The sequence below is a fragment of the Vibrio palustris genome, assembly GCF_024346995.1.
Lineage (GTDB): Bacteria > Pseudomonadota > Gammaproteobacteria > Enterobacterales > Vibrionaceae > Vibrio > Vibrio palustris.
In genome coordinates, this window is record NZ_AP024887.1 from 1665691 (window position 1) to 1690957 (window position 25267).

27 protein-coding genes are annotated in these 25267 nt (G+C 40.9%); 9 read left to right on the plus strand and 18 right to left on the minus strand.

What is annotated here, in order from left to right; translation table 11 throughout:
• Positions 1-178 precede the first annotated feature (178 nt).
• From purU to ansA, 3 genes are all read left to right on the plus strand, one after another.
• Positions 179-1012 carry a formyltetrahydrofolate deformylase gene (gene purU / locus OCU30_RS07865; protein WP_077312447.1) on the plus strand — a complete coding sequence of 278 codons (834 nt, stop codon included), beginning with the start codon at positions 179-181 and terminating at the stop codon, positions 1010-1012.
• Positions 1013-1268: 256 nt separating this feature from the next.
• Positions 1269-3122, plus strand: coding sequence for a signal peptide peptidase SppA (gene sppA / locus OCU30_RS07870; RefSeq protein WP_077312445.1), 1854 nt, complete (start codon positions 1269-1271; stop codon positions 3120-3122).
• Between the two features lie 123 nt (positions 3123-3245).
• Positions 3246-4259: an asparaginase gene (gene ansA / locus OCU30_RS07875; RefSeq protein WP_077312443.1), complete on the plus strand. Its 1014-nt coding sequence runs from the start codon at positions 3246-3248 to the stop codon at positions 4257-4259.
• Between the two features lie 65 nt (positions 4260-4324).
• Here ansA and OCU30_RS07880 read toward each other — a convergent pair whose 3' ends face one another.
• Positions 4325-4612: a YeaC family protein gene (locus tag OCU30_RS07880; RefSeq protein ID WP_077312441.1), complete on the minus strand. Its 288-nt coding sequence runs from the start codon at positions 4610-4612 to the stop codon at positions 4325-4327.
• A 125-nt stretch (positions 4613-4737) separates the two neighbouring features.
• On the opposite strand from OCU30_RS07880, the gene OCU30_RS07885 reads away from it, so the two are divergent.
• Positions 4738-5562, plus strand: coding sequence for a DUF2989 domain-containing protein (locus OCU30_RS07885; RefSeq protein WP_077312439.1), 825 nt, complete (start codon positions 4738-4740; stop codon positions 5560-5562).
• A 64-nt stretch (positions 5563-5626) separates the two neighbouring features.
• Here the strand turns inward: OCU30_RS07885 and msrB are convergent, their stop codons facing one another.
• A complete protein-coding gene (gene msrB / locus OCU30_RS07890) occupies positions 5627-6034 on the minus strand; it encodes a peptide-methionine (R)-S-oxide reductase MsrB (protein ID WP_077312437.1) in 408 nt (135 codons plus the stop codon).
• Positions 6035-6370: 336 nt separating this feature from the next.
• Between msrB and gap the strand changes: the two genes are divergently transcribed.
• The 5 genes from gap to OCU30_RS07915 all read left to right on the plus strand — a co-directional run bounded on the left by gap (position 6371) and on the right by OCU30_RS07915 (position 10964).
• The gene (gene gap / locus OCU30_RS07895; protein WP_077312435.1) at positions 6371-7366 is read left to right on the plus strand and encodes a type I glyceraldehyde-3-phosphate dehydrogenase; all 996 of its coding nucleotides are present in this window, start codon (positions 6371-6373) and stop codon (positions 7364-7366) included.
• 136 nt (positions 7367-7502) lie between these two features.
• Positions 7503-8393 (plus strand): D-hexose-6-phosphate mutarotase, encoded by an 891-nt coding sequence (locus tag OCU30_RS07900; protein ID WP_077312433.1) that lies wholly within the window; start codon positions 7503-7505, stop codon positions 8391-8393.
• Positions 8394-8498: 105 nt separating this feature from the next.
• Entirely contained in the window at positions 8499-9317 is an 819-nt protein-coding gene (rlmA, locus tag OCU30_RS07905) for a 23S rRNA (guanine(745)-N(1))-methyltransferase (RefSeq protein WP_077312431.1), read from the plus strand.
• Positions 9318-9580: 263 nt separating this feature from the next.
• A complete protein-coding gene (locus OCU30_RS07910) occupies positions 9581-9967 on the plus strand; it encodes a hypothetical protein (protein ID WP_077312428.1) in 387 nt (128 codons plus the stop codon).
• Positions 9968-10232: 265 nt separating this feature from the next.
• Positions 10233-10964, plus strand: a complete 732-nt coding sequence (locus OCU30_RS07915; RefSeq protein WP_159439096.1) for a substrate-binding periplasmic protein — start codon at positions 10233-10235, stop codon at positions 10962-10964.
• 110 nt (positions 10965-11074) lie between these two features.
• On the opposite strand, the gene OCU30_RS07920 is transcribed toward OCU30_RS07915, so the two are convergent.
• The 16 genes from OCU30_RS07920 to OCU30_RS07995 form a co-directional block, all read right to left on the minus strand.
• Positions 11075-12421: a diguanylate cyclase gene (locus OCU30_RS07920; protein WP_077312424.1), complete on the minus strand. Its 1347-nt coding sequence runs from the start codon at positions 12419-12421 to the stop codon at positions 11075-11077.
• Positions 12422-12704: 283 nt separating this feature from the next.
• Positions 12705-13334, minus strand: a complete 630-nt coding sequence (locus OCU30_RS07925; protein WP_077312422.1) for an OmpA family protein — start codon at positions 13332-13334, stop codon at positions 12705-12707.
• A 13-nt stretch (positions 13335-13347) separates the two neighbouring features.
• Positions 13348-14643: a pilus assembly protein gene (locus OCU30_RS07930; RefSeq protein ID WP_077312420.1), complete on the minus strand. Its 1296-nt coding sequence runs from the start codon at positions 14641-14643 to the stop codon at positions 13348-13350.
• Positions 14644-14645: 2 nt separating this feature from the next.
• On the minus strand, positions 14646-15221 hold the full coding sequence (gene tadF, locus OCU30_RS07935; protein WP_077312418.1) for a tight adherence pilus pseudopilin TadF: 576 nt from the start codon (positions 15219-15221) through the stop codon (positions 14646-14648).
• Entirely contained in the window at positions 15202-15777 is a 576-nt protein-coding gene (locus tag OCU30_RS07940; protein ID WP_261821296.1) for a TadE/TadG family type IV pilus assembly protein, read from the minus strand. Before OCU30_RS07940 ends, tadF begins: the two co-directional genes overlap by 20 nt.
• A complete protein-coding gene (locus tag OCU30_RS07945; protein WP_139343470.1) occupies positions 15752-16528 on the minus strand; it encodes a tetratricopeptide repeat protein in 777 nt (258 codons plus the stop codon). The genes OCU30_RS07940 and OCU30_RS07945 overlap by 26 nt, the downstream gene beginning before the upstream one ends.
• Complete coding sequence (locus tag OCU30_RS07950) at positions 16515-17393, minus strand: type II secretion system F family protein (RefSeq protein ID WP_095532892.1); 879 nt, start codon at positions 17391-17393, stop codon at positions 16515-16517. Before OCU30_RS07950 ends, OCU30_RS07945 begins: the two co-directional genes overlap by 14 nt.
• Positions 17394-17399: 6 nt before the next feature.
• Entirely contained in the window at positions 17400-18329 is a 930-nt protein-coding gene (locus OCU30_RS07955; RefSeq protein WP_077312410.1) for a type II secretion system F family protein, read from the minus strand.
• Complete coding sequence (locus OCU30_RS07960; RefSeq protein ID WP_077312408.1) at positions 18326-19612, minus strand: TadA family conjugal transfer-associated ATPase; 1287 nt, start codon at positions 19610-19612, stop codon at positions 18326-18328. The genes OCU30_RS07955 and OCU30_RS07960 overlap by 4 nt, the downstream gene beginning before the upstream one ends.
• Positions 19613-19615: 3 nt before the next feature.
• Entirely contained in the window at positions 19616-20848 is a 1233-nt protein-coding gene (locus tag OCU30_RS07965; protein ID WP_077312406.1) for a CpaE/TadZ family protein, read from the minus strand.
• Positions 20849-20852: 4 nt separating this feature from the next.
• A complete protein-coding gene (locus OCU30_RS07970) occupies positions 20853-21353 on the minus strand; it encodes a hypothetical protein (protein WP_077312404.1) in 501 nt (166 codons plus the stop codon).
• Entirely contained in the window at positions 21350-22717 is a 1368-nt protein-coding gene (locus tag OCU30_RS07975; protein WP_235861816.1) for a type II and III secretion system protein family protein, read from the minus strand. The genes OCU30_RS07970 and OCU30_RS07975 overlap by 4 nt, the downstream gene beginning before the upstream one ends.
• A 43-nt stretch (positions 22718-22760) precedes the next feature.
• Positions 22761-23549, minus strand: coding sequence for a Flp pilus assembly protein CpaB (gene cpaB, locus OCU30_RS07980; RefSeq protein WP_077312400.1), 789 nt, complete (start codon positions 23547-23549; stop codon positions 22761-22763).
• A 28-nt stretch (positions 23550-23577) separates the two neighbouring features.
• Positions 23578-23997, minus strand: coding sequence for a prepilin peptidase (locus OCU30_RS07985; protein WP_159439095.1), 420 nt, complete (start codon positions 23995-23997; stop codon positions 23578-23580).
• A 40-nt stretch (positions 23998-24037) separates the two neighbouring features.
• Entirely contained in the window at positions 24038-24259 is a 222-nt protein-coding gene (locus OCU30_RS07990; RefSeq protein ID WP_077312396.1) for a Flp family type IVb pilin, read from the minus strand.
• 534 nt (positions 24260-24793) lie between these two features.
• Positions 24794-25234, minus strand: coding sequence for a YcgN family cysteine cluster protein (locus tag OCU30_RS07995; protein ID WP_077312394.1), 441 nt, complete (start codon positions 25232-25234; stop codon positions 24794-24796).
• Positions 25235-25267: the final 33 nt, after the last annotated feature.

Sequence of the window (25267 nt, forward strand, 5' to 3'; positions counted from 1 at the left end):
ATCATCCTTGCAACAACATCGAACGCTGTAACCGGATACACGCCAATGAAGGGGTATAAAGGTTGCAACTCACTTTATTATGAATTAATTATAGTCGCTCTCTCTAAAAAGCAATAAGTACTGCGCTTGTTTCAGAGTAGGTTTATACAATAAAAATTATTATGGAAGTCATCGATTGATGGAAAAGAAAACGCTGCTAACACACTGCTGCGATAAGCCTGGTCTTATCGCTAAAATCACGAACATTTGTTACAAACACCAACTCAACATTACGTATAACAGTGAGTTCGTCGACAACACGACGGGCCAGTTTTTTATGCGTACTGAGCTAGAAGGATACTTTAATGACACTACTTTACTCGCCGATTTAAAGCAGGCTCTCCCTGAAGGAGCAAAATATCAACTCGCCAGCGCACAACGTAAACGTGTGGTGATTCTTGTCACTAAAGAATCACACTGCTTGGGCGATATTTTGATGAAGAATTTCGATGGTAGTTTAGATGTAGACATTGCAGCCGTTGTTGGTAATTACGATCACCTACAAGCCCTCACCGAGCGTTTTGGCATTCCGTTCCATTGTGTTTCTCACGACGACTTAACACGTGCTCAACATGACACCCAAATGCTCGAAGTGATTGAACAATACCAGCCCGACTACCTAGTGCTAGCGAAATACATGCGCATTCTAAGTCCAGATTTTGTCGAGCACTTTCCGTACCGAATCATTAATATTCATCATAGTTTCTTGCCTGCGTTTATTGGCGCAAAGCCTTACCACCAAGCCTATGAGCGCGGTGTGAAAATCATCGGTGCGACGGCACATTTTGTCACGAGTAATCTCGATGAGGGGCCAATTATCAAACAAGATGTCATTCCTGTTGATCACACTTCAAACGCGAAAGATATGGCACAAGCAGGCCGAGATGTTGAAAAAAATGTTTTGAGCCGAGCCTTAAGTAAAGTCCTCAGCGATCGAGTTTTTGTGCAAGGTAACAAAACCATTATTTTATAACCATGTCACTCTGGCTATGCCGATTCTAGTTGTATGGCGCTGCAATTAGGATATATAGCCAGAGCCTATTGACCTTTTCTCCACTCCTCACTCGTCACAAGCTTTATTATCTCATTGTCAAAACTCATAATTTACTCATACACTAACCTCATACCGCATGCGTAATGATTGTTTGCTCATGGGTAATCACGTAGGATTACGCCTATTATTATGCATTGAATATAAAGTTAACGTCAGCGCTAGACTTGGAGAGACAATGAAAACACTGTTTGGTTATTTAGGCAAACTCATCAAAGGCTTATGGAAAACCATTACCTTTCTGAGAGTGGCCTTATTAAATGTCCTATTTATCATACTCGTGGTGGCGATTTGGTTTGGTATTAGCAATGCAACCAAAACAACTCCGCCAGAGCAAAGCCAACCGTCGGCACTCGTGCTCAACCTTAATGGCCCTATTGTCGAAAAAGCGAGTTACCTTACCCCTCTTGATTCATTCAAAGGCTCGGCACTTGGCGACGATATGCCCAAAGAAAATGTATTATTTGATATCGTACACACCATTCGCCACGCCAAAACCGATCCGGCGATTACCGGACTAGTGTTATCTCTGGGCGATATGCCAAGTACAAGTTTGACTAAATTACGTTATATCGCCAAAGCGATTAACGAATTTAAATCTTCTGGTAAGCCAGTCTTCGCCACCGGGGACTTCTATAGTCAAAGCCAATATTACCTAGCCAGTTATGCCGATAAAGTGTACCTCTCGCCAGAAGGCTCCGTATTACTCAAAGGCTATAGTGCTTACGGGCTTTACATGAAAGACTTCCTCGAAAAAATGAATGTTAATGCTCATATTTTTCGTGTCGGTACATACAAATCGGCCGTAGAGCCTTTCATGAGAAACAACATGTCTCCAGCGGCACGTGAAGCGGCCACACGCTGGTTAGGTCAATTGTGGGGGGCTTATACCGACGATGTTGCGACCAACCGTCATATTGATGTCAAAGTATTGCGTCCAAATATGGAAACGTTCTTAAAAGAATTCAGGCAGTCCAAAGGTAGCTTAGCCGATTTATCTTTACGTCTCGGTTTGGTTGATAAGCTCACTAGCCGTCATCAAGTCCGTCGTCTACTTGCCAATAAATTTGGCAGTAACGGAGCCGATAGCTACCAATCCATTAGCTACTATCAATACAAAGACTCTTTACCCACAGAGCAACCTAAAGCCAATAGTGATATTGCGGTCATTGTGGCCAGTGGCGAAATTAAAGATGGCAAAGAATCCAACGGCGTAGTCGGTGGCGATACACTCGCAGCGCAATTGCGAGATGCACGCAATGACCCACACGTGAAAGCGGTCGTATTACGTGTTGATAGCCCAGGAGGAAGCGCATTTGCTTCAGAAGTGGTACGTGAAGAACTCACCACTCTGAAAGCCGCAGGTAAGCCGGTCGTGGTCTCCATGTCAAGTTTAGCCGCGTCCGGTGGCTATTGGATTTCAATGGCCGCTGACAAAATCATCGCGCAACCAACAACATTAACGGGCTCTATTGGCATATTTAGTGTCATACCCACATTTGAAAAAGGCTTATCCAAACTCGGCATTGCAACTGATGGTGTCGGCACAACGCCGTTTTCAGGTGAAGGCGTGACATCGGGTCTTAGTGACGGCGCTAAACAAGCCATGCAATTAGCGATTGATCATGGTTATCAGCGCTTCATTTCTCTGGTTGGTAAATATCGTAATATGTCGACCAAACAGGTCGACGAGATTGCACAAGGTCATGTTTGGACCGGGCAAGACGCGGTGAAAAACGGCTTAGTTGACCAACTGGGTGATTTTGACGATGCGGTGGATGCGGCAGCTAAAATGGCCAAACTTAAGCATTACAACTTACAATGGATGGAAGAGCCATTGACACCAGCCCAGCAGTTACTTAAAGGCTTAATGAGCGAAGCGCATGCCAGCCTAGGGCTCAATATCTCTAGCTTAATCCCAGAAGCATTGCAGCCAGCAGCTCAGCAATTAAGCACCAGTGCTTCTTTGCTCAGTAAGTTTAACGATCCCAAAGGTGAGTATGCTTACTGCTTACCTTGCCAAGTCAAATAAACAGGCGAAATATTTCGACTCATTTCATTATTCACAGGCGCTGGTTTAAGCGCCTGTATTTATTCTTAGATTTTTCATTATAATTCACCTCTCTCACTTTTATTACACGAGTAATGTTTAGCTATGGCCAGAAAACATATCTATATCGCTTATACAGGCGGCACCATCGGCATGACCAAATCGGACCACGGCTATGTGCCAGTCGCTGGCTACATGGAAAAACAACTGGCAAATATGCCAGAATTCCATCGCGAAGAAATGCCAAAATATACAATCAAAGAGTATGACCCGCTCATCGACTCCTCTGACATGACACCGTTAGACTGGCAAAAAATCGCTGATGATATTCGTGACAATTACGCACACTATGACGGCTTTGTGATTTTACACGGTACCGATACTATGGCGTACACCGCCTCTGCATTATCGTTCATGCTCGAAAATCTCGGTAAACCGGTCATCGTGACTGGCTCACAAATTCCGTTGGCTGAGTTACGCTCAGACGGCCAAGCCAATTTACTCAACGCGCTACATATCGCCGCACGCTTCCCGATTAATGAAGTCACATTATTTTTTAATAACCAATTGATGCGCGGTAATCGTAGTACCAAATCTCATGCTGATGGTTTCAATGCGTTTACTTCGCCTAATATGCCAGTGCTATTGGAAGCCGGTATTAACATTCAAGTCGGTAACCACAGTGCTATTGATGTTCGGCCGGAAGGAGAGTTTCGGGTTCATAATATTACTCCCCAGCCTATTGGAGTTATCACTATGTATCCGGGGATCTCTTATGAAGTCATTCGTAACACGTTGATGCAACCAGTAAATGCCATGATTCTGCTGACTTTTGGTGTAGGGAATGCTCCGCAAAATCCAGAATTACTCGCTCAGTTACAAGATGCATCTGAACGTGGCGTCATTGTAGTCAACCTCACCCAATGTTTGGCAGGTAAAGTCAATATGGAAGGCTACGCAACCGGCAGTGCGCTCAATGACGCTGGCGTGATTAGTGGTTTTGATATGACGCCAGAGGCTGCACTGGCTAAATTGCATTACTTACTGAGCCAAGACCTCACTTATGAACAAGTGAAACAGAAAATGCAGCAAGTATTACGTGGTGAAATGTCCTTATAAGACTATATTTCATGCCGTTCTGACTTAAGTAAAGAACGGCATTCTCGCTAATTTTAGACCTATTCTTATGACTCTTTGCTTAAATTTACGCGTATAATCTGGTCATCTTCATCTTGAAACTGTTGTTGTAATTCACGTTTTGATTTAAACACCATCTCCCCTTGAGTATCAATCGTCATATGATCGGCGTCGACATTATGCTTAGCTTGATACATCATGACCGCTTGTATCGAAGAGTCACGTTGCTGCTGTGTCAACGCGGTACCATCCGGCCACTTACCGGTTTCGACGGCACTACGTAAACGTTGATAGATGTCTGGAGTAATAGCATTAATGAGTTGTTGTTTATCCATAACGAATTCTCGTAGTTAATGAATGAGTCTTATCGCTCAAGTCTACAGCATGACAACATAACTTTCTGGCATATTCAGTCAAGACCAGCTAAAACAATAAGTGTTATGGATCACAAGTGAGCCCTATGAATATCATGAAATTGACCTATATTACTCTGATCACTGTGTTGCTCAGTGGGTGTTTTGAGAACCGCAACAATACCAGCCAGTTGTGTGATGATAACCCAAATCTAAGGTGTGAACGTCTTAATATTAATGATGGCCAATGTCGCATTACAAGAACCGACCTTATATGGCAACGTTATAGCGTGCTAAAAGATGCCTCAGTCGATAACCTTATTAAGGAATACCACACGCTGGCTGCGTATCAAAAGTGCTTGAATTTAGCATCACAAATTCGCGCTATCGATCAAACAAAGCTAAAAGAAAAACGTTTTATTGCTCTACGCAATTCTACCGAGGATGAAGAAATATTAGTTGAGCGCATTCGTCAACTTAAGGATCCAGAGGCGCTGTATTTTCTATGGAGTCAGACTGGCGATAAGAAAGCTCAGCGACAATTCTTACAAATGGAAGGCAGTGCTAAATTGAATACACCCAAGATGCAATATGCACTGGCGACGTTCTATACCTCTCGTGATCCTGAAAAAACCATTCAACTACTTAATCATGCATTAGAACTGTATACCGATGACGACGATCTTAACTTGGACATTATCAAATCATTAGCCAGTAACTATCAGCTATTAGATCGCAAGCCGCAGGCCTATATTTGGGCTATCGTGGCCAAACAATATGGTGTCAACATCGCATCGGCACAAGAACTGCAGTTATTGTATGGGTTTACCAAGCAGCAATATAAAACCTATGATGAGATCACCAATAAAATCATTGTGGCCCTCAAAGAAGGCAATTATAAAGCCAACTTGGTTCCCGATTTACTCAAATAATTAACCAGCGTAAGTTAACATTGACTATGACGATGGAATGGTCACCCGTTCCATCGTCATATTTTTATTGCGTATGTTCGTTGTTAAAAACTAACGACACCGAATTCACACAATAACGTTCACCTGTCGTATCCGGCCCATCAGGGAATACGTGCCCCAAATGACTGTCACATTCCGCGCAGCGAATCTCGATTCGCTCCATACCATGACTGGTATCTTTGATATAGCGCACGGCTTCCGACGCTATCGGTGCATCAAAACTTGGCCAACCACAGCCGGAATCGTATTTATTACTCGATACAAACAGAGGTGATTGACAACAAGTGCAATGATAGATCCCAGACTTCTTATTATGTAGCAATGTCCCTGAATATGGACGCTCAGTTCCCTGCTCCCGACACACTCTAAACTCTTCTTCCGTCAGTTTATCGCGCCAGTAGTCATTTGATTTAATGTTTTTTTTGTCATCCATATTCACGTTTATCTCTCTATTTTTGTCAATTTTACAGGCCTATTCTGTCTGATATTACTTGCATCGTAAATGCGTTGTAGCACATACTTACGCCTTCAGCGGGTCCCAAATCTATTGATAAACTAACGAATAGACTCGCTTTCGTGCTTACTGGTAAGCAGAATTCATCACTAAGCGCAAAAAACACACAATCATGACGGATTATAAAAAAAAGCACGTCTTTTTTTTGACTTTAAACAAGTTAAGTCGGATTATCTGTTGCAGACTTTAACCGGATTCTGTAATTTTACTACCAGTTTCCTTTTCTTCAGAAATTTAAGTTGTGGAGCAACTATAATGACTATCAAAGTAGGTATTAACGGTTTTGGCCGTATCGGTCGTTTCGTATTTCGTGCGGCGCAAGCTCGTCAAGACATCGAAGTAGTCGGCATTAACGATCTAATCGATGTAGAATACATGGCTTACATGTTAAAATACGATTCAACTCACGGTCGTTTCGACGGCGAAGTTGAAGTAAAAGACGGTAACCTTATCGTTAACGGTAAAACTGTTCGTGTAACAGCAGAGCGTAACCCAGCGGACCTTAAATGGAACGAAATCGGTGTTGACGTTGTTGCAGAAGCAACAGGTCTTTTCCTAACAGACGAAACTGCTCGTAAACACATCGAAGCTGGTGCTAAGAAAGTAGTTCTTACTGGCCCTTCTAAAGACGCAACGCCAATGTTCGTTAACGGTGTAAACTTCGACGCTTACGCTGGCCAAGACATCGTTTCTAACGCATCTTGTACAACTAACTGTCTTGCACCTGTTGCTAAAGTATTAAACGACAAGTTTGGTATCGAATCTGGTCTTATGACGACTGTTCACGCAACAACAGCAACGCAAAAAACTGTTGACGGTCCGTCTGCAAAAGACTGGCGTGGTGGTCGTGGTGCGGCTCAAAACATCATCCCATCATCAACTGGTGCAGCTAAAGCAGTAGGTAAAGTACTACCTGAGCTTAACGGCAAACTAACCGGTATGGCATTCCGCGTACCAACTGCTAACGTTTCTGTTGTTGACCTAACCGTTAACCTAGAAAAAGCAGCGTCTATCGATGAAATCAAAGCAGCAATGAAAGCCGCTTCTGAAGGCGAGCTTGCTGGCGTTCTTGGTTACACTGAAGATGCTGTTGTATCAACAGACTTCAACGGCGACACTCGCACTTCTATCTTTGATGCAAGTGCAGCAATTGCCCTAACTGACAAATTCGTTAAAGTGGTATCTTGGTACGACAACGAAATCGGTTACTCAAACAAAGTTCTAGACCTAATCGCGCACATTTCTAAGTAATGTAAGCTTTTTGCTAGAATAAAAAAGGTGGCCTAGTGCCACCTTTTTTTATTCCTACTTTTTGTGCACAATGTAGCTTATCTTTGTGTGGGTTGTTCATGCGACCAATAATTATATCAACGTAAGGGTTAGACCTATGAATTTATATACGGCTCCCATTGATTACTCTCTGACTAAAAGTATTGAATTTATTTACGTCGGTGAATCTAGAGCTATTCGTGTTCGTCACCCTAAAGCCAGTGGTGTTATCTCATTACATGGTGCTCACGTGCTGTCTTATCAGCCGACTGGTGAAGAAGATTTACTCTGGCTCAGTGACAACAGTCAGTTTGATGGTAAAGCCGCGATCCGTGGTGGTATCCCTGTATGTTTTCCATGGTTTGCAAAAGCAGCGTCCCCCTCTCATGGTTTTGCTCGAACCAGTGAATGGCAGCTACATGCTTATCAGATCACGCAGGAAAATGCTTTAATTACTTTGCAATTAAAAGATGACCAAGGCACAGATGCAACGTGGCCACACCCATTCAAAGCAAGGCTTCTGTTTGAAGTAGGCGAAGAACTCAACGTTACGCTTGAAGTGATGAATATCGGCGGTCACCCTTGGACATTTACTGGCGCCCTGCACACCTACTTAAATATTGGTGATATAGACACATTAAGTGTCACCGGCTTAGGTAAAACATTCATCGATAAATTGGATGAAAATGCCCCACAGGCTGAACCAGAAACATTAAGCGTAACCTCAGCTATTGATCGTATCTATACCGAGCCAAAAGAGGAAATTGTGGTACATGACCCGACTCTAGGTCGTGACATTATCATCAAAAACTCAGGGCACAACAGTGCGGTTGTCTGGAACCCATGGCAAGAAGGTGCGCAAAGCATGGCTGACATGCAAGACGATGGCTATCAGCACATGTTATGTGTTGAGTCAGTATGGTATGCGCCGACGATAGAAGAAGGAAAAACCGTACAACCGGCAAAAACCTACCAATTATCGACCAATATCTCTAGCCGTCCACGCTAAACGCTAATTACTTAATAATTTCCAACCAAGAGCGCCCCATCGCTCTTGGTATTTAGACAGCAGATCGTTACACTACCGCCATTCATTAAACACTTGAGATTATGTATGGCTTATCAATGCCCTTTATGTCACACGCCGCTAACACACCAAGTACGCTCCTACGTATGTGATAATCAACATCAGTTTGATATCGCAAAAGAAGGCTACGTAAATCTAATGCCTGTTCAACATAAGCGCTCTAAAGATCCCGGTGACAACAAAGCCATGACTCAAGCAAGGCGGCGTTTTCTCAATGGCAGTCATTATGATGCGATGCGTGATCGCGTCGCCACACTATGTACAGAGCACTTAGCAGGCACATGCAATCAAGTCTTAGATTTAGGTTGTGGGGAAGGCTACTACACCACACATATCGCCAATACCTTACAGTCTCGTGATAACAATGCGACGATCTACGGATTAGATATTTCTAAAGTCGCAATACGTTACGCGGCAAAACGTTACCATCATTGCCACTTTAGCGTTGCCTCGAGTCAGCGTTTACCTTTTTCTGAGCACAGTTTAGATGCCGTCGTGCGCATTTATGCTCCCAGTAACCCGAAAGAAATCTTACGCTGTATTCGTCCTGGTGGTTTTTTACTGACAGTCACCCCCGCTGCCCGACATCTATTTGAATATAAAGAATGTATTTACGATACTGTTAAACTGCACGATGAAACCCCCGAGTCACTGGATGGATTTACGCTAGAGCACAGTGAAAAGGTCAATTACACCATGGCGCTACCAGGTAGCGATGCCTTCGATTTATTACAAATGACTCCGTTTTATTGGCATGCCAATGACAATTTTCGTGATTCATTGTCTCAGGCAACGATTTTCCCATGTGAAGCGGATTTTATGGTTCACCTGTATCGTAAATCCTAACAGGTCGATTTATATCACATTTTGATATTTTTTTTCTTTATCAGTCAGCCTTTAACGTCGGTCTATTGGCACAAACACTGCTTAAAATTATGCGTTACACCTCATTATTTAACTCATTTATTAACACAATAGCGAATAATGTTTGTAAAAATAAAGTTAGGCACAGTGTTTGCTAAGGTTATTATGCTTGGTTAATGTAAATTCTGCGCAAGTTTTCTGTTGCGCAGCCGATAGCATTACTAAGAATGACTTAGGAGAAAAGTATGAACCCAGTAGGAACAGGCTCTGCGCACCTGAACTCCACCCAAACGGTGAAAACTCATACAGCGACACATTCAGAGCCCAAGAAAGTCGAGGTAGATCCGAACTTTTCACTCGTTGAGCACGATAAAACTTCAGATACCGTGTCACTGTCTAAACAGGGGCAAGCGTTAATGAAAACGTTGGAGCACATCGATGAGACAGGAACGTTATCGCTACCTAAAGAAAAAAGCCTGAGTGATAAAGTAGAATCCTTTACTTATGGTGCATTGGGATTGGATAGGCCTGACGAAATCAATGAAAAAGCAGAAGAAGATAGCTCATATTCTGCTGGAAAATATTTGAAGGCAGCAGCAACAATCGGTGGCATTTTATTAGCTGTGGTTTAGCTCTGCACCATCTTAATCATTCTTGCGCTAAAAGGCACTTTCAGTGCCTTTTTTCTTTTCCACCATCGCTTCTTTGGGGCTGCCCTTGTGAATAAATAAAGTATAACTACGGCAATTATTTCAGTCTGTACTAAACTTTATATCTATAAATCGTAGAAAAGTGATTAATTGTTATTGTCTATATTACTCATAGATCATCGAAATGAATTTATATGGTGATAACACCACCTCCAACATAAACCATTAATATACTCGGAGCATGTTAATGAAGTATGTATGCTGTATTCTTGCTAGTTGGTTAGTTTTAACACCGTTTGCAACCGCTGAGGTAATCACCGCAGCTCAAGGTACATGGCCTCCTTTTATTAATGGTAATGCTAAACAACCAGGTATTGCCGTAGAGATTGTTACCGCCGCCTACAGAAACCAAGGGTATGAGTTACAGTTTGAAACGCTGCCTTGGTTAAGGGCACTAAAATCAGTCCAGAAAAATCGGATTGATATCATTCCTGCAATTTGGTTTACCGAAAAGCGAGCCAAGCAATTTTCATATAGCCATAGCTTTCTTGATAACGAAGTAGTCTTTATTAAGCGGCATAACGACCCGTATGAATATTCAGGTCTTGAAAGTCTAACGGGTAAAAAAGTTGGTATCATCAAAGGCTACGGCTACGACAATACTTTTTTAACTGCGACTAATTTTGAAAAAATCGATGGCTATAGTTTACTGGTAAACTTAAAACAGCTCAGATCACATCGGATTGATTTAGCATTAGCAGATAAAATTGTCGCACAGTACACAATGCAAAAGTCAGAATTATCCCTGACGAATTTTGCATTCAGCTCGACACCGTTATCTACCTATCCTTTACATATTGCGATTGGCCAGACTAACCCAAACGCGAAGCGTTACTTAGATATTTTTAATAAAGGTCTAGACGAAATTAAGCGCAACGGGCAATTTGAAAAAATCGTCAAAAAATATAGCATTCACTAAACATCCGATTTCCATACTTCTTATCAGAGGAAATTAAGACTCACATGGTAGCGTATAACGTTGGCTGCCTATAACGATAAATTGCAACCTGTAGATACCATGCTCTGCCCCTATTGCATTTTGTTCTTCTTATCATATTTATCTTTATACATTTTCTCATCGGCTTGAGCGAGCAAATCATCCAACGTCGCTTTTTTATCATTGGATACGGCAACACCCACCGCCACTGAGACTTGTAACGTAATATCATTGGATTTAAACAGGTGTTTTTTGAAATGGTGATCAATTTTATCTAACACAACCTCAACTTGACCCGGCTTATGTACATCAAGCAACACGACAATAAACTCATCACCGCCAATTCTCGCGACCAAATCTGTTTCACGCGTTAAGCCCAACAAACTTTGTGCAACAAATTTTAAATATTCATCCCCAATATTGTGGCCATACGTGTCATTAACCAGCTTAAAGCCATTTAAGTCGATGCTAAATAAAGAAAATGGCTTATTAGCACGGCTATTTAAAGTATTACGTAAATACTGAATAGCATGCCTACGATTTGATATATGGGTCAATTCATCCTGAAGCGCATGCCGACGAGCAAAAAAATAACTTCTGATTAAGAGTAATAACACTATATAAACAAGAATACATATCAAAACTGAAATCAAGCAAGCGGCTGTGGTATAGCGGCTAACATCTGGATTATTAGAGAAATTTAGTTTTGCTTCTAATTGCCACTTGGAACTCGGTAAATGAATAGGTAATTTAATATCTGGCTGGTCAAGAAACCCGTCACCATATAAAATCGAATTACCTTTGCTTAACGTGACATAGGCATTACTAATTTTTTGAATTCCGACCGCTTCCAGCATCTTCTCATAATTAATGACAACACTCACCCCGCCCCAGTAATTTTGATTCAAAGGATAATCTGTAAATATTGGATAGCGCGCGATGATTGCTTTACCTCCTTGAACTAACGCGACTGGCTCAGTAATATAAACTCGTCCGCTCTCTTTCGCTTTAAGAACCGTTTCATATTGCTCAGGAAGCTCACGAAAGTTTAGCCCTATCGCTCGTTCATTGCCTTTCAAAGGATACGTGTTACTGATGATATCATTGGGCGCTATCCCCATATTACGAACATACTGGGCTTTAGTAATCACTTTTTCAGAAATAGAATGCCACTCTTTTAGGGCAAACTCTGGGTTAATAGTAACAATCATCGCTAGACTGTCTGCCAGATACGTATCCATGTAGATCGCCGCTTCCATATTCGCTCGCACCAAGGAGACTTGTGATTCTAGATCGCGTTTCTTATCATCAGAAATGCGCTCATAGACCTCCTGCGTGACGAATCTAACGAACGCGATCGACAGTAATATAAATAAAAAGGAAAGAATAACGAGTCTTTTCTTTTCGCTAACCTTCAACTCTTTTATAAAGTTAATCATCAATTGCCTATCACCTGTGCAGCGCTCTTAATTACATCTTATTAATCAACGTATTTTATACTTATAACGTCAAAAAACTTATGAACGAAGTATAGTACATTTCAAGATTTACATGTCGTGAGGTCACTCTTTTTACTCACTTGATACGCATAAACACGCTAGGCAAGCAAAAATAATGCTTAATAGGTACCTTAGTTGGACCGTGGTATACATGGTAAAAATCAAAAAAGCTGCTCATTATGATGAACAGCTTTTTAACTATCATATAAACACGGCTTAATCGCTAGTTAGTGGCATTATCATTTAAGATAATTTCAACTCGGCGATTTAGCTTTCTACCATAACTGGTATTATTCGCTGCTATAGGCTGTGTTTGGCCCTTACTGCTGGTCAGCATGGCAACGTTTTGTGTTTTATTCGCGATACGAGCTGACACCGTTGTTGCGCGTTGAGCCCCTAGTTGCGCATTATAAGCTTTTGACCCCATTGAATCTGTATGACCGACGATAGAAACCTTCGGCACTGATTCAAGCGCTGTGACTAAACGGGACAAAATTTGCTTATCAGTGGCGCTCATTTTCGCGCTATCAAATTCAAAATGGAAACGAGCAATGTTCTGCGTATTTTGCCAATAGCCTTGGCTAAGAAAATAACTAACACAATCAGATGGCAGTTGATCGGCGCTAACATGCGCTTTAATCCAAGCGATATCCGCTTGCGAGTCCATCGCGGGCGTCTGAGCGCGATCACCAGCATACATGACCAACGTTTTACCATGATCGGCGGTATTAAGAGTGTAGGCTTCAACGTTATTGTGGCGCTGGCATAAATACGCATACATCGAGGTTGCTTGCGCCGTAGCACTCAAAGAAAGACTACTTGCCACCAAGGCGATAATAAGCGGTAATTTCATGTTGTTATCCTTGTTATTGTTCGTTTGATGGCGATAAACGCCCCATTTCTTCTGCAATCAATTCGAGTATTTTGTTTTTTATTTCTTGAGTATCATCTGCATCATATACGTTATTTTTGCCAACGCACTGTGACATTTCGGGATACTTATTAACCAAACGATATCCAACGCCTATCGCAAATAATCGAGACGTTATAGCTTCATTAGAAGGGGTTACATCGTTATTTAATTTCTGCGTAATAGTATTACATAAACCATGACTTATCATTCTCTGTGTCACTTCTTTATTGGAGTTCATGCCATCAGATAAAATAATAATTAGACGTCTAGAGTTTTTGCCCTGATGAGCTATCTGTGCGCCTTTAATCAATCCGCCATAAAATGCTGTTGTCCCCTCAGGAGTGAAATTTTTTATTGTATTTTTAAATTTTTTAAAATCAGACGTTAAATTAACCGGATAGAACGTCACCTTTTTATGAGCGTAGACTGGCGAAAATTTTTCTGGATAAAAAATATTATTTATGGTTTTATCATAATCAATTCTTTGAGCATCGTTAAAACACCAACCATCGTTATTAGTGTGCTTATATCTAGCCTTACCGGAGCAAAACATGTAAGTATATTGGTCAGCGTAATAATTTCCATTAGAAACTTCTGCATCATCTGGGACAAACCGGTTAAAACCAACAAAGGCGATCTTACTTTGTGTTGATTTATCAGTGAGTTTTTCATTATATTCGCTTAGAATATCAGAAACACCGCCAATGACATTTTTTAAGTCGACATATTTAGGATTATTACTATCACCTGTCGAGTTTTCCATTGAAGATGAAAAATCGGCAACTAATACTACATCGACCGTTTTGGACTGATACTTACGCGCAGAGGAATACCCACCAACATTTAAATTATCGCCAAAACTGGTTTCAATACTAGCCTTCGAAAACCAATTGGGTTCTTGGATATGCGCTGCCACTTGATATTCAAAAAATCGCTCAGAAGCACTACCTCCTTGTTTACAGCTAGAATTATTTTCACAGGCAATTACTGCTGTTTTTAAGCCATCTACTTTAGCGTTAGGGAAGTAATACTGAATATAATCAGTTGCTAACTTATTTCGAGCTTGTTCACTACCACCACTTTGCCCCGCAATCGCTAAAGCAGCTACTTCCGATGCTTCTTCTAAGCGAGCTTTGTCTTGTAAGGCGCGCGCACCATCGGTACCTAAAATGAATACCCCAAACAATAAAGGAATCATTAGAGCAAATAAAATCGCCGCATGGCCTTGCTGGCGTTGATACCTAGTCATAATTAGCGCCCTACCGAAATCGAACGAACTGACACCCGGGAAAAATCCTTCCCAACCAAACCGCCGAACCAATTCATTGTGTCGTAACACAAGGTAACTTGATACAGGGTTGCAGAACGCCCCCAAGACGTTTGAAAAATTAGGTCTTTCTTCGGCTCACCACCGTTACAAGCAATACCAATTTTCTTTTCATCAAAACTATTCCAATGGTCTAATGGTATAATATTTCCAAGACCATAATCTGACCGCTGAAAGACTTGAATATCAAATCCAAATTTATTCTCATTAAAACTGCCTAAGGTACGTTTTAGCGAATTTACCGTAATGCTATAGGCGTCTATCGCTTGATCTGACGTAAGTTTATAATTGGCCGAATCATTTTTACTATTCGTATTAAAGAGTTGTGTTCTCTCTTTTACCACACTTGCCATTGAATAAGACAAACGCTCTAGGGTGCCTTTCATATTAATCTTAATAATCAAATCCGCACTGAATACCAGTAGCAAACCAAAAAATATGCCCACTATTGCGAATTCAATCGTAAAGTTACCGCTTTGATTAGTTGATTTTAAAGTCACTACGCTGATATTCCTGTATGACGATCGCTTCACGAGCGAATAATGTATCGCTATTAGTAAAATAATTAAAAATAGGCGGAGCGTTATAGCTAATATGGTAAATCGCAATGGCCGAACTTTGTGGTTTAGCGCACATTTCCTTGTGTAGTTTTTTCTCGTCGTCTGTTGCGGATTCGGTTATAGGTTTACATTGTTCTTCTATTTGAGATAGTAGAGATAACGCTTTAAAATTAGACACATAGTGAATACTATATGTGAAGTCTTGAGCATCCACTACGTAGCGCCATAAGCTATCACTACGACTTAATACTGTTCTAAAATCGTTCAAGAAATCAGTGTCATTTTCGATACGTTTACTATGTAACGCGGCTTGAGAAATCGCTAAATCACCAATTGAAGAAACAAATGACAAATAACTCATTTCCACCCACGCGACACACATCAACCAAAAAAAGATAAAACCAATGGCAAATTCTATCGACGCCACACCGCGTTGCTTGATTTTCCTAGCGAAATTCAAAGGCTGCATTTTATTTATGTTGAAGCGCTTGATCATTTTGGCTCACCGATAGTTGCTGCAAATTCACTAGTTTTAATGCTCGTAATTGTTTGTATAACAAGCTTTGTTTATTTTCATCTAATTGTTTGGTGAGTGTTAAAAATGCAGCTTGATCACCTTGTTTCGCATACACCAGCGCGAGGTTCGCTGTCACTGTCTGCTTATTTTTATTGGTTTCATCGTTGATTAATGATTCTAATAAGCTCCGCGCCGTGCCGTAGTCTTTTTGTAGTAACGCGATTAAAGCTAAATTATTTTTGATGGTGTGGTCGTTCCCCATCGAGCTACGTGCCTTCGAAAACCATAACTGCGCTTGAACTAAATCACCTTGATAGCCAGCCATCACACCAAGTAAATTCATTACTTTGGCATCTGTCGGGTGGTTACGATGTGCCAAAGACAAGTAATACTCAGCTTGCTTATATTCTTGGGTATTTAAATACGCCCTGCCGGCTAGGCGTTGGATCGCAAATTCTTTCGGCTGAGTTTTTAATAGTGGTTGTAAATAAAATATTGCTGAAGAATAGTCGCCCACCTTCTCGTACGTCTTAATTAACTTTATGCGAGTTTTTAACGATTCTTTCTTCACCAACTGTTTTTTATACAACTCAATTAATTGGCTATAACTGCCACTGCTTTCAAGAATTTTTTCGTTAGTGGTATCAGAAAATTTTTGCTTATTTTGCTGCGCACAGCCAGACATGGCAAGCATTAACAATCCATAAACTACATATTTAGAAACTGGCATTTTGCATCATCCTCATAACACCTGGCGCTGCAATTAATATTACAATTGGTACCATAATAAACACAATCAAAGGAATCGACATTTTAGCCGATAACTGACCGATTTTCTCTTCAACATGCAATAACTGAACTTCTCGAATATCAGCTGATAATGTAGTTAATACACTGTAAATGGATGAGCCATATTGCAAGCTTTGGTTCAACGTCATCACAAAGCTACGAACTTCATCCGTCGGCACACGGTTATATAGCTCTTGCAATGCCTGCTCTAGTCCGACAATGCGTGCTCGCTTATCCACCTTACGCAGTAAATGGCTTAGATCTTTATCAAACGCCCCAAACTCTGCTGCAAGGTAGCTAATAGCCGCTTCAATTGTCATACCGGTTTGTACACACACCGCCATTAAATCAAGCATATATGGAAGCTTTTGTGATATGGACCGCTGAAGTGATTTTGCACGCGATGCTAAGTACGCGTCAGGACCAATTAATACTGCCACCAAATATAACGCTTCAAGAATAATAAAAGTATTTTTATCAATCCCTAACCAAATATGCAGAGCAAAAATAACCCCCGCGCCGACACAAAGCACAGTATATTTAATCGCGACAAAGTACTTGGCATACGTCGCTTCATAAAAACCAGCTGCAACAAATTTACCTTCTATATCTTCTTTATCAGAAGAAAAAACGCCATTTAAAAAACTTGCCGCTTTAGATACATCAAAACGACTGTTTTTTTGCATGTTGAGATTAAATTGAGCTAACTTCTTTTGTCGACTTAAATGTGAGAAGGAATAAATTAAAGCAATAACACCTAAAATAATCAGTACTAATGAGATAATAACGAAAACATTCATATTCATTCCCACTTACTTAACACTTTTCATAAGCATCCACACGATTCCGATACCAATCGCTTCACTTATAATCACGTAATATAAAATGTTACGGCCACTATCATTTGTCATAACAAACTCATAGTTCTCGGGACTTAAAAACTGCAATACGAATAAAAATATAAAAGGTATCGCTGCAACGATTTTCGCCGACGTTCGTGCTTCTGAGGTAAGCGCAAACTTTTTCTTTTCAATAGAACGTGCATTGAACATAGTTCGGTTTAAACGATGCATAACATCCTTTAACTGCCCACCGCGCTGCATATTGGCTCGCAACGTAATAACAAAAAAGTAAAATGATGGGTAGGGATAACGACGACAGGATTTACGAAACACTTCATCCGGCATTTCACCTAACTGTAAGCGCCGCCCCATAATATTAAACTCTTTACCAATGTCGCCATCTAACTTATCGCCCACATACAAAATGGCATGCATAACACTTTCACCAGATGAAACCGCACTGGTCATCATATTCAGAGCATCTGGAAATTGGGATTCAAATAGTTTACGTTCACGATTTTGCATCCAACGATAAAACATAACAGCACCGAGAAACATAAATATCGGTGTTACTAATAACGGTGAGGCACGGAGAAAAGTTCGATTGAAAAAGATCGCCGCCACAAATAACACGAGCATCACTATCACAATCTTTATCTCTGCTTGTTTCCCCATCTGCTTTTTAAAGTTTTCCCATCGCAACGCAATATCTTCTAAAAAACTCCGGTCGAGTAACGAAGAAAGATTGATCGCTTGCTCAGAGGTCGACATCGTACCGACATACTCAGTATTATTAAATTCTTGCAAATAACTTATACGCTTCTTTTTTGATGAGCGATTAGAAAACGCGATATAAATCAGAGCAATAATACCTAATACTATAATGAGTAAGTAGATCATTGTGAGGCTTCTCCAGCACGAAAAGCGGACATCAGCTTATCTTCTAATCCAAAGAATTTGGCTTTTTCTACCAAGACAGAACGCTGCATTAATCCCGCTGTAACAAAATTACCACGAATTTTATTATCTTCAGCTTGTTGATAGTTTGGTTGAAAACGGAAAATTTCTTCCATAACAACATTATTACCTTCCAAACCAATCACCTCAGTGATACTCATTACTTTACGGCTACCATCATGTAAACGTGAAATTTGAATAACGAGATCAACCGCACTAACAATCGTTCGACGAATCGCTTCCAATGGTAGATTGTTGTTTGCCATCATGACCATAGATTCCACGCGCGCCATAGCATCACGTGGAGTATTGGCGTGTAAGGTCGACATAGAGCCATCATGGCCGGTATTCATCGCTTGGAGCATTTCAAAGGCTTCCGGACCTCGACACTCACCGACGATAATACGATCCGGACGCATCCGCAGTGAGTTAATCACCAAATCACGCTGATTAATTAAACCAGTGTTTTCAATACCCGCGGTACGTGTTTCTAAACGCACCACATGAGGTTGTTGCATCTTCAATTCGGCCGCATCTTCTATGGTAATGATGCGCTCTTTCTCCGATATAAATTGCGATAACGCATTGAGCATGGTGGTTTTACCAGAGCCAGTACCACCAGAGATGAGAATATTCAAACGGCAGCGAGAAGCCACCATCAATAACTGCGCCATTTCTGGACTCATGGCGCCAAATTCGCACAGTTTGCCCAAATCAATGCTTTGTTTTTTAAATTTACGGATCGAAATAGACGTACCGTCGATGGCAATAGGCGGGATGACGATATTCACCCGACTGCCATCTTCTAAGCGCGCATCACAGGTCGGCGATGCTTCATCGACGCGCCGTCCTACTCGTCCGGCGATACGTTTCGCTATGGCAAGCAGCTGAGCTTCATCAATAAAACTGATTGGCGCGGTTTCCATTAAACCATTACGCTCGATATACACCGAATCGGGACCATTGACCATAATATCGGTAATCGATTCATCATCCATTAAGCGTTGTAGTGGCCCTAACCCAATCAATTCATCCGTTAAACTTGAGACAAACTCCTTGCGCACCACTGATGATACCGACGCATTCTCGTTATCAATCAACATATCAATCGCATTTTCAATCTGACTAGCAAGCTGGCTGCGAGTAATATTCGCAATTGCAGCCGGATCTAACGCATCAAAAATTTGCTTACGGAGTCGAATGTAGAGCTGTTTGGTCCCAAGCATGCATTACGCCTTTTTAAATAAGGTTTTAAATAGGGATGTCGACGATTTAGACTCTTCCCCTACGACTAAAGATGCTAATGATTTAATCGCAGCCGATGATTTATGACGATTATTCGCTAAACGCTTACCACCGAGAATGACGTTACCAAAATTACTAATGAAAGGAATGACAACATCCACTTTATGCTTAAGAAATTGTTCCATCTCGGCTTGTGAGACGGTGGCATATTTCTCCGGTAAAATATAGTTAGCGACAATTAATAATCTTGGTCTTTCTGATGGCGGCAAATTTTCAACTGATAGCTTAATACGACCAGCGTCACGTAGGGAAGAAACCGTTGGTGACACAACCAAGATGACACAGTCACTTTTTAGCCAAGGTTGATTTTTTTCAAACACCACACCAGAAGATGCCGACATATCTTCAATAATAAAGTTACATTCCGACGCCATGATATCGACCACAAATCGATGATATTCCGTGGTTTCGCTTTGAGTTAAATTCGGCGCAGTTAGTGCTAATAGTGACAGTAAATCACTTTGCTTATGGAGTAGACTTTTAGCACTGGCTAAATCTAACGTATCCGTGAAGCTACCACTTTGCACTTCACGTTTTTCAAACTGCTTAATACCCAGCATAATATCGATATTGCCACTGTTATAATTGTGATCAACGATGATACAAGAGGCATGCTTTTGTTCTGACAATAAATACGATAACTCGGCAGTAATTGCCGTTGCTCCTACGCCACCTTTTGTGCCAATGACTGACACCTGCTTAGCGCGACGATTTTGACCAGGACCACGATTACGCTGGCGGTTATCATGAACACTGCGCACAAAATCGATCAGCTCTTGCTTGGTAATTGGCCAAAACAGGTAATAAAAGCCCAATTCTTTCAGGTTACGAATCGTCGATATCGCATCTTCACTCCCAATCACCACCACTGACGCATGGCTTGGCAACAAGTGGCTAATACGCTTAGCGTCCTCGGCGACATTCTGACTGTCATTTAGCTCGATAATGACAATCTCTACTGTCTGTAAACGAACATATTCAGAAATATCGTCATCGGTATTTGGCGCGACAACCGGTTCGCTAATCCCTTCAAAACGGTAAGATTCAATCACCAATTGGCGGCACTGTTGAGTTTGGTAAAACAAAGCGGAGGTAATACTCTCCGATTCTTTCTCTGTCGGTTTACCCGTTTTCAGAATATCAACAAGATCGAGCATAAGGCTATTTTCCAGACTCAGTAATAGAAGCAGATCGTTCGGGATGTGTCATCGACATCCAACGGTTTTTTTCTACATTACACCCAAAGTCGCCATCGAACTGGCTTAATGAGTTATAATTGACATAACGGCAGTCATTAATTTTTACTTTGTACTCTGATAAATTAATAGAAAAAGACTGCTTTTTGTTGCTAGCCGTGATCGTTAACATCGTGTGATCCACGCCCATAGCAAGTAATTGGCGTTTTGCCGCTTGCATAACTTGTTTAGCCGCATGGCCTTGATAGTGCATCTGAATGTTTTGCGATAACACTTGCTGTTTATGGTTATCAATAAACGCCGCGACGGTTTTTATCGCGTTGCGAGTACTGTTTACTTGCAAAGCTAAAGCTGTGTCTACTGGATACAAATTGACCTGTGTGCCAGTACGATCATGCACATGGCTACAACCCACTAAAAGTAGCGTGGTTAATATAGAAAGAGAGCGAATCACTTTGATACTCATTGGATAAACCCTCCATTTGATAACCACTCACGCGCAGTATAAGTACTATCGGTTTTATCATCCAAAGCAAAGAAGCGTTGCAAGTTGGTAGTACGCTCAAACGCAGGTAATGTCACTTGGTTGGTTTCAATCGGCTTCACCAAACTGACTGTCGCGACAATCACAAGTTCGGTTTTTTTACGCTCGGTCTGAGTATAACGAAATAACGCACCTAAAATTGGAATATCACCAATATAAGGAATTTTGGATAGTGACTCGGTTTCTTCATTACTTAATAAACCGCCAAGGATAAAGCTTTGCCCATCGCCAAGCTCAACTGTGGTCTTCGCTTTACGGGTTTTCAGCGCAGGAACATCATAAGTATTATTTTTAAACTGAGAATCTAATGAGCTTACTTCAGGATTAATAGCGAGCTTAATTTTATTATCACGCAACACATTTGCGGCTAAATTTAAACGAATGCCATATTCTTTATAAGAAACGCTGCTACCATTATTGCTGGTTGTCACTACAGGTAACTCCCCCCCCACCAGGAAGCTCGCATTACCGCCCGAGATAACAGAAATATTTGGCTCTGCTAAAACTTGTCCAACAGTATTATCCGCAACGGCGTTAATAACTGAGACAATATCACTGGCGCTAAAATGAGTAATACTATTAACAAAAATACCATTGCTCTGGCCCGCTGAGTTGATTTGAATGCCTAAGTTCTCAGCAAATGACTGGGACACTTCAGCAACGGTAAGTTTTACATTAACCTGCTTTGTCACTGCCACTTCAAGATTATTAACAATACCTTGATACTGCTTACCTAAGTCTAAGCTTTGTTCATCACTATCCGAGTTTGAACCTGTAGATGATGAATTTGAACCTGTACCAGATCCAGAACTACCATTCGAATCGGAAGGAACCTTAACCGTTTTTTCAGTCGATGTTTTTTCCATCAACTCGCCAATAAGCGATTCGATACCTTGCTTTTGCTCTTCACTGGCAACCACACCGCTCAGCACAATTTGTTTGCCCAAATTGTAGATAGAAATATCGAGATGTGGATAACGCATGGCAACTTGCTGTTTAATTGCTAATAAACTTTCATTGACAACCACTGTGTTATTAATGAGTGCATTACCATCACCATCAAACACAATCAGTGAGGTGTTGCCGACCTTTTTACCAAAGACCACCACTTTACGTTTACCAATCACTTGGTAATCCGCTATAGCTGGGTTGGCAATAAAGACGGAACTTATTGCATCTTTCGCAACAAGAGAATTAGCTTCACCATTACTGATATTCATCACACCAGCAGCAAAAACTGAGGAGCTCATACCCAGGAATATTGTGAGTGCTAATATCCTCGTCATCCCATTTCCTATAAAAGAGCGCACAGGTTTCATTCATTCTATCCTATTTAACGGTCGCGCTGCCTGCGCGAAACTCAGTGATTGCGTGGTATGAATCTAGTACATCGCCAGCATCAGCAGAAAGCTCTTTCGCTGTAGCATTTTTTACTGATTGATGCACTTCTAATTGAGCGATGCGCTTAGCAATGGTTAATGTCGCCACTTGCTTTGGGTTTAGCTCAAGCACAAGCGAGGTTTTTTCGCCATCGACCTTACCATCTTTATTTTTAACCATATGCTTGGTTAATTTCAGAACTCGTACGTTGCGTAGTACGGGGGTTAAAGAAACACCTCGGAAGCTATTGACCGTCTCACCATTAGCGAGGTTTTGTCGAGTTGATGCCAATGCTAGAATGTCGACTTTAGAGTCACTATGAATGACACCACCGACAATCGAATCTGAATTGATATCCACTGGAAAAGCAATCATGCCAGCATCAACGATATAATCAACGTACTCGGGGTCGCTCTCATAAATCATGGAACTGCGATACACTAATTGATTTTTTTGAATAGTTTTACGTGCAATCGGATTCTGGGAGAAATCAATAGAAAGGTTACTATCTAGACCGTATTGATTGGCTTTGGCTTCTGGCCACTGCTCAATATACACATCTGAACGTGTTACGGCTTGCTTGGGTGAAAGATCCGTTTTAGCGAGATATACAGTAAAACGCTTTTCTTGCTTAGCGACGGCAGGCTTAGTTTCTTTATGCTGCTGTTGATGAGTAATACCATAGACACCAATCGCGATGGCTAATACGGCAAATAAACTGACTAATTTTATATTCATAGATAACCACAATATCGTTAATAAACAATTAACTGGGTAGCAGGGTTAACACAATACCGAAGCCAAAGCTAACAACAATAGGTACCCCATAAGGAACGCCTTTAGTATAGGGTGCGCCATTAGAAGATAAACGTCCCCATAAGCAAAGCGCTATCGCTAACACACCTCCTAACAACAGCGTGCTAACAAGGCAAAGTAAGAACCATTGCTCATCCACCCCTAATGTTAAGACCGTTATTAACTTTATGTCACCAGCACCGCAAAAGCCACAATGCCACAACACAATACCAATAAATAAAACAAGTAAAGTTATCTTATAAGGTAAGTGACTAATGTGCGCATAGCGAACCATTAAGATACTTAGTAATATAAGTAATACATCAATATTTCTTATTTCTCTATACCGAATATCTGTATACAGAACTTTGATAAGAATAAGGGGCAGCATATAAAAGCCCCCCCCCAAGATAGGTAACATTAATACGTTACTACTTAATTTTTGAAGCGCTATCAATATTGTCTGAAATAGTCTTCATTGCACCGTCCAATGCTGTAGATAACTTGCCATTGAACATAGCAAAAATTATTGCAGAGATTGCTACACCAATAATTGCGTATTCAATTGCCGTCACACCGCGTTTATCAGCAGAAAAAGAGTGAACGTAAGAAGCAGTCGTTGCGTAAGCTTTTGCACATAATTTATTAAACATGGTGTAATCCTTAAAATAAAATGATTTCGTAAAATAGAGTAATTATAAAACTTGCCTTAAAATCGGCGAGTAACGAAAATCGGCAATCAGCTAACATAACTGGTTATCATTGGCTAACCTTACAGAGTATAGCTACTCATTCGCGGCGACAACCAATTCCATCAGTCTGTGTTAATAAATCGTCAACTAACTGTGATGTTTCATGCAGGTTATAGTACCTGATTTGTTTTCGATGCAAAGCTAAATTATACGCGTTTTACGCTCTGTCACTCATCAGTCTCAACATTGAAACACTAATGCAAAATTTCATCAATATGGAACAGATATCTTATAATAGACCAAAATAATCGCAGTTTCACTCATGTTGTTTAATACATTACAATTTTAATCAGTACACAAATACAACAATACACTTATTAATTAAGCACTTGATACAACTAGACTCATAAGCCTAGTTGCGTACAACGTCATTATTACAGGCTAACCCCATAGACTTGGAATGCACAAAATGTCTATTCGTTGTCAATCTTTAGATTACTCTCGCCCTGGGTGATTAATAATGTGGTCTTCCCAATCAATCACATTAATTTCATAAACAAACTGGTCGCGTACGCTTTGCCCTGCAGTATGCATGCGTGTTTTTGAGCCCGTGATCAGTGGGTGCCATTCTGGCAGCGGTTTTTTTTCCGCCAATAAACGATAAGCGCAGGTATCAGGTAACCAATTAAATTCATTAATTTTATCACGGGTCAGTTTTAGACAAGCTTCACCAGAATCAAAGCGGTTTTCGTAATCTTTGCAGCTACAGGTATCATTATCTAATAGACTACAGCCCACATTGGTGTAATACACTTCGTCGGTATCATCATCCATCAGTTTATGTAGGCAACATTTTCCACAACCATCACATAAAGACTCCCATTCCTGTTCGGACATTTGTTCTAGGGATTTAGCTTGCCAAAAAGGTGTTGTCATTGTGAATCTCGCACTCATACTGTGGGTAAATGG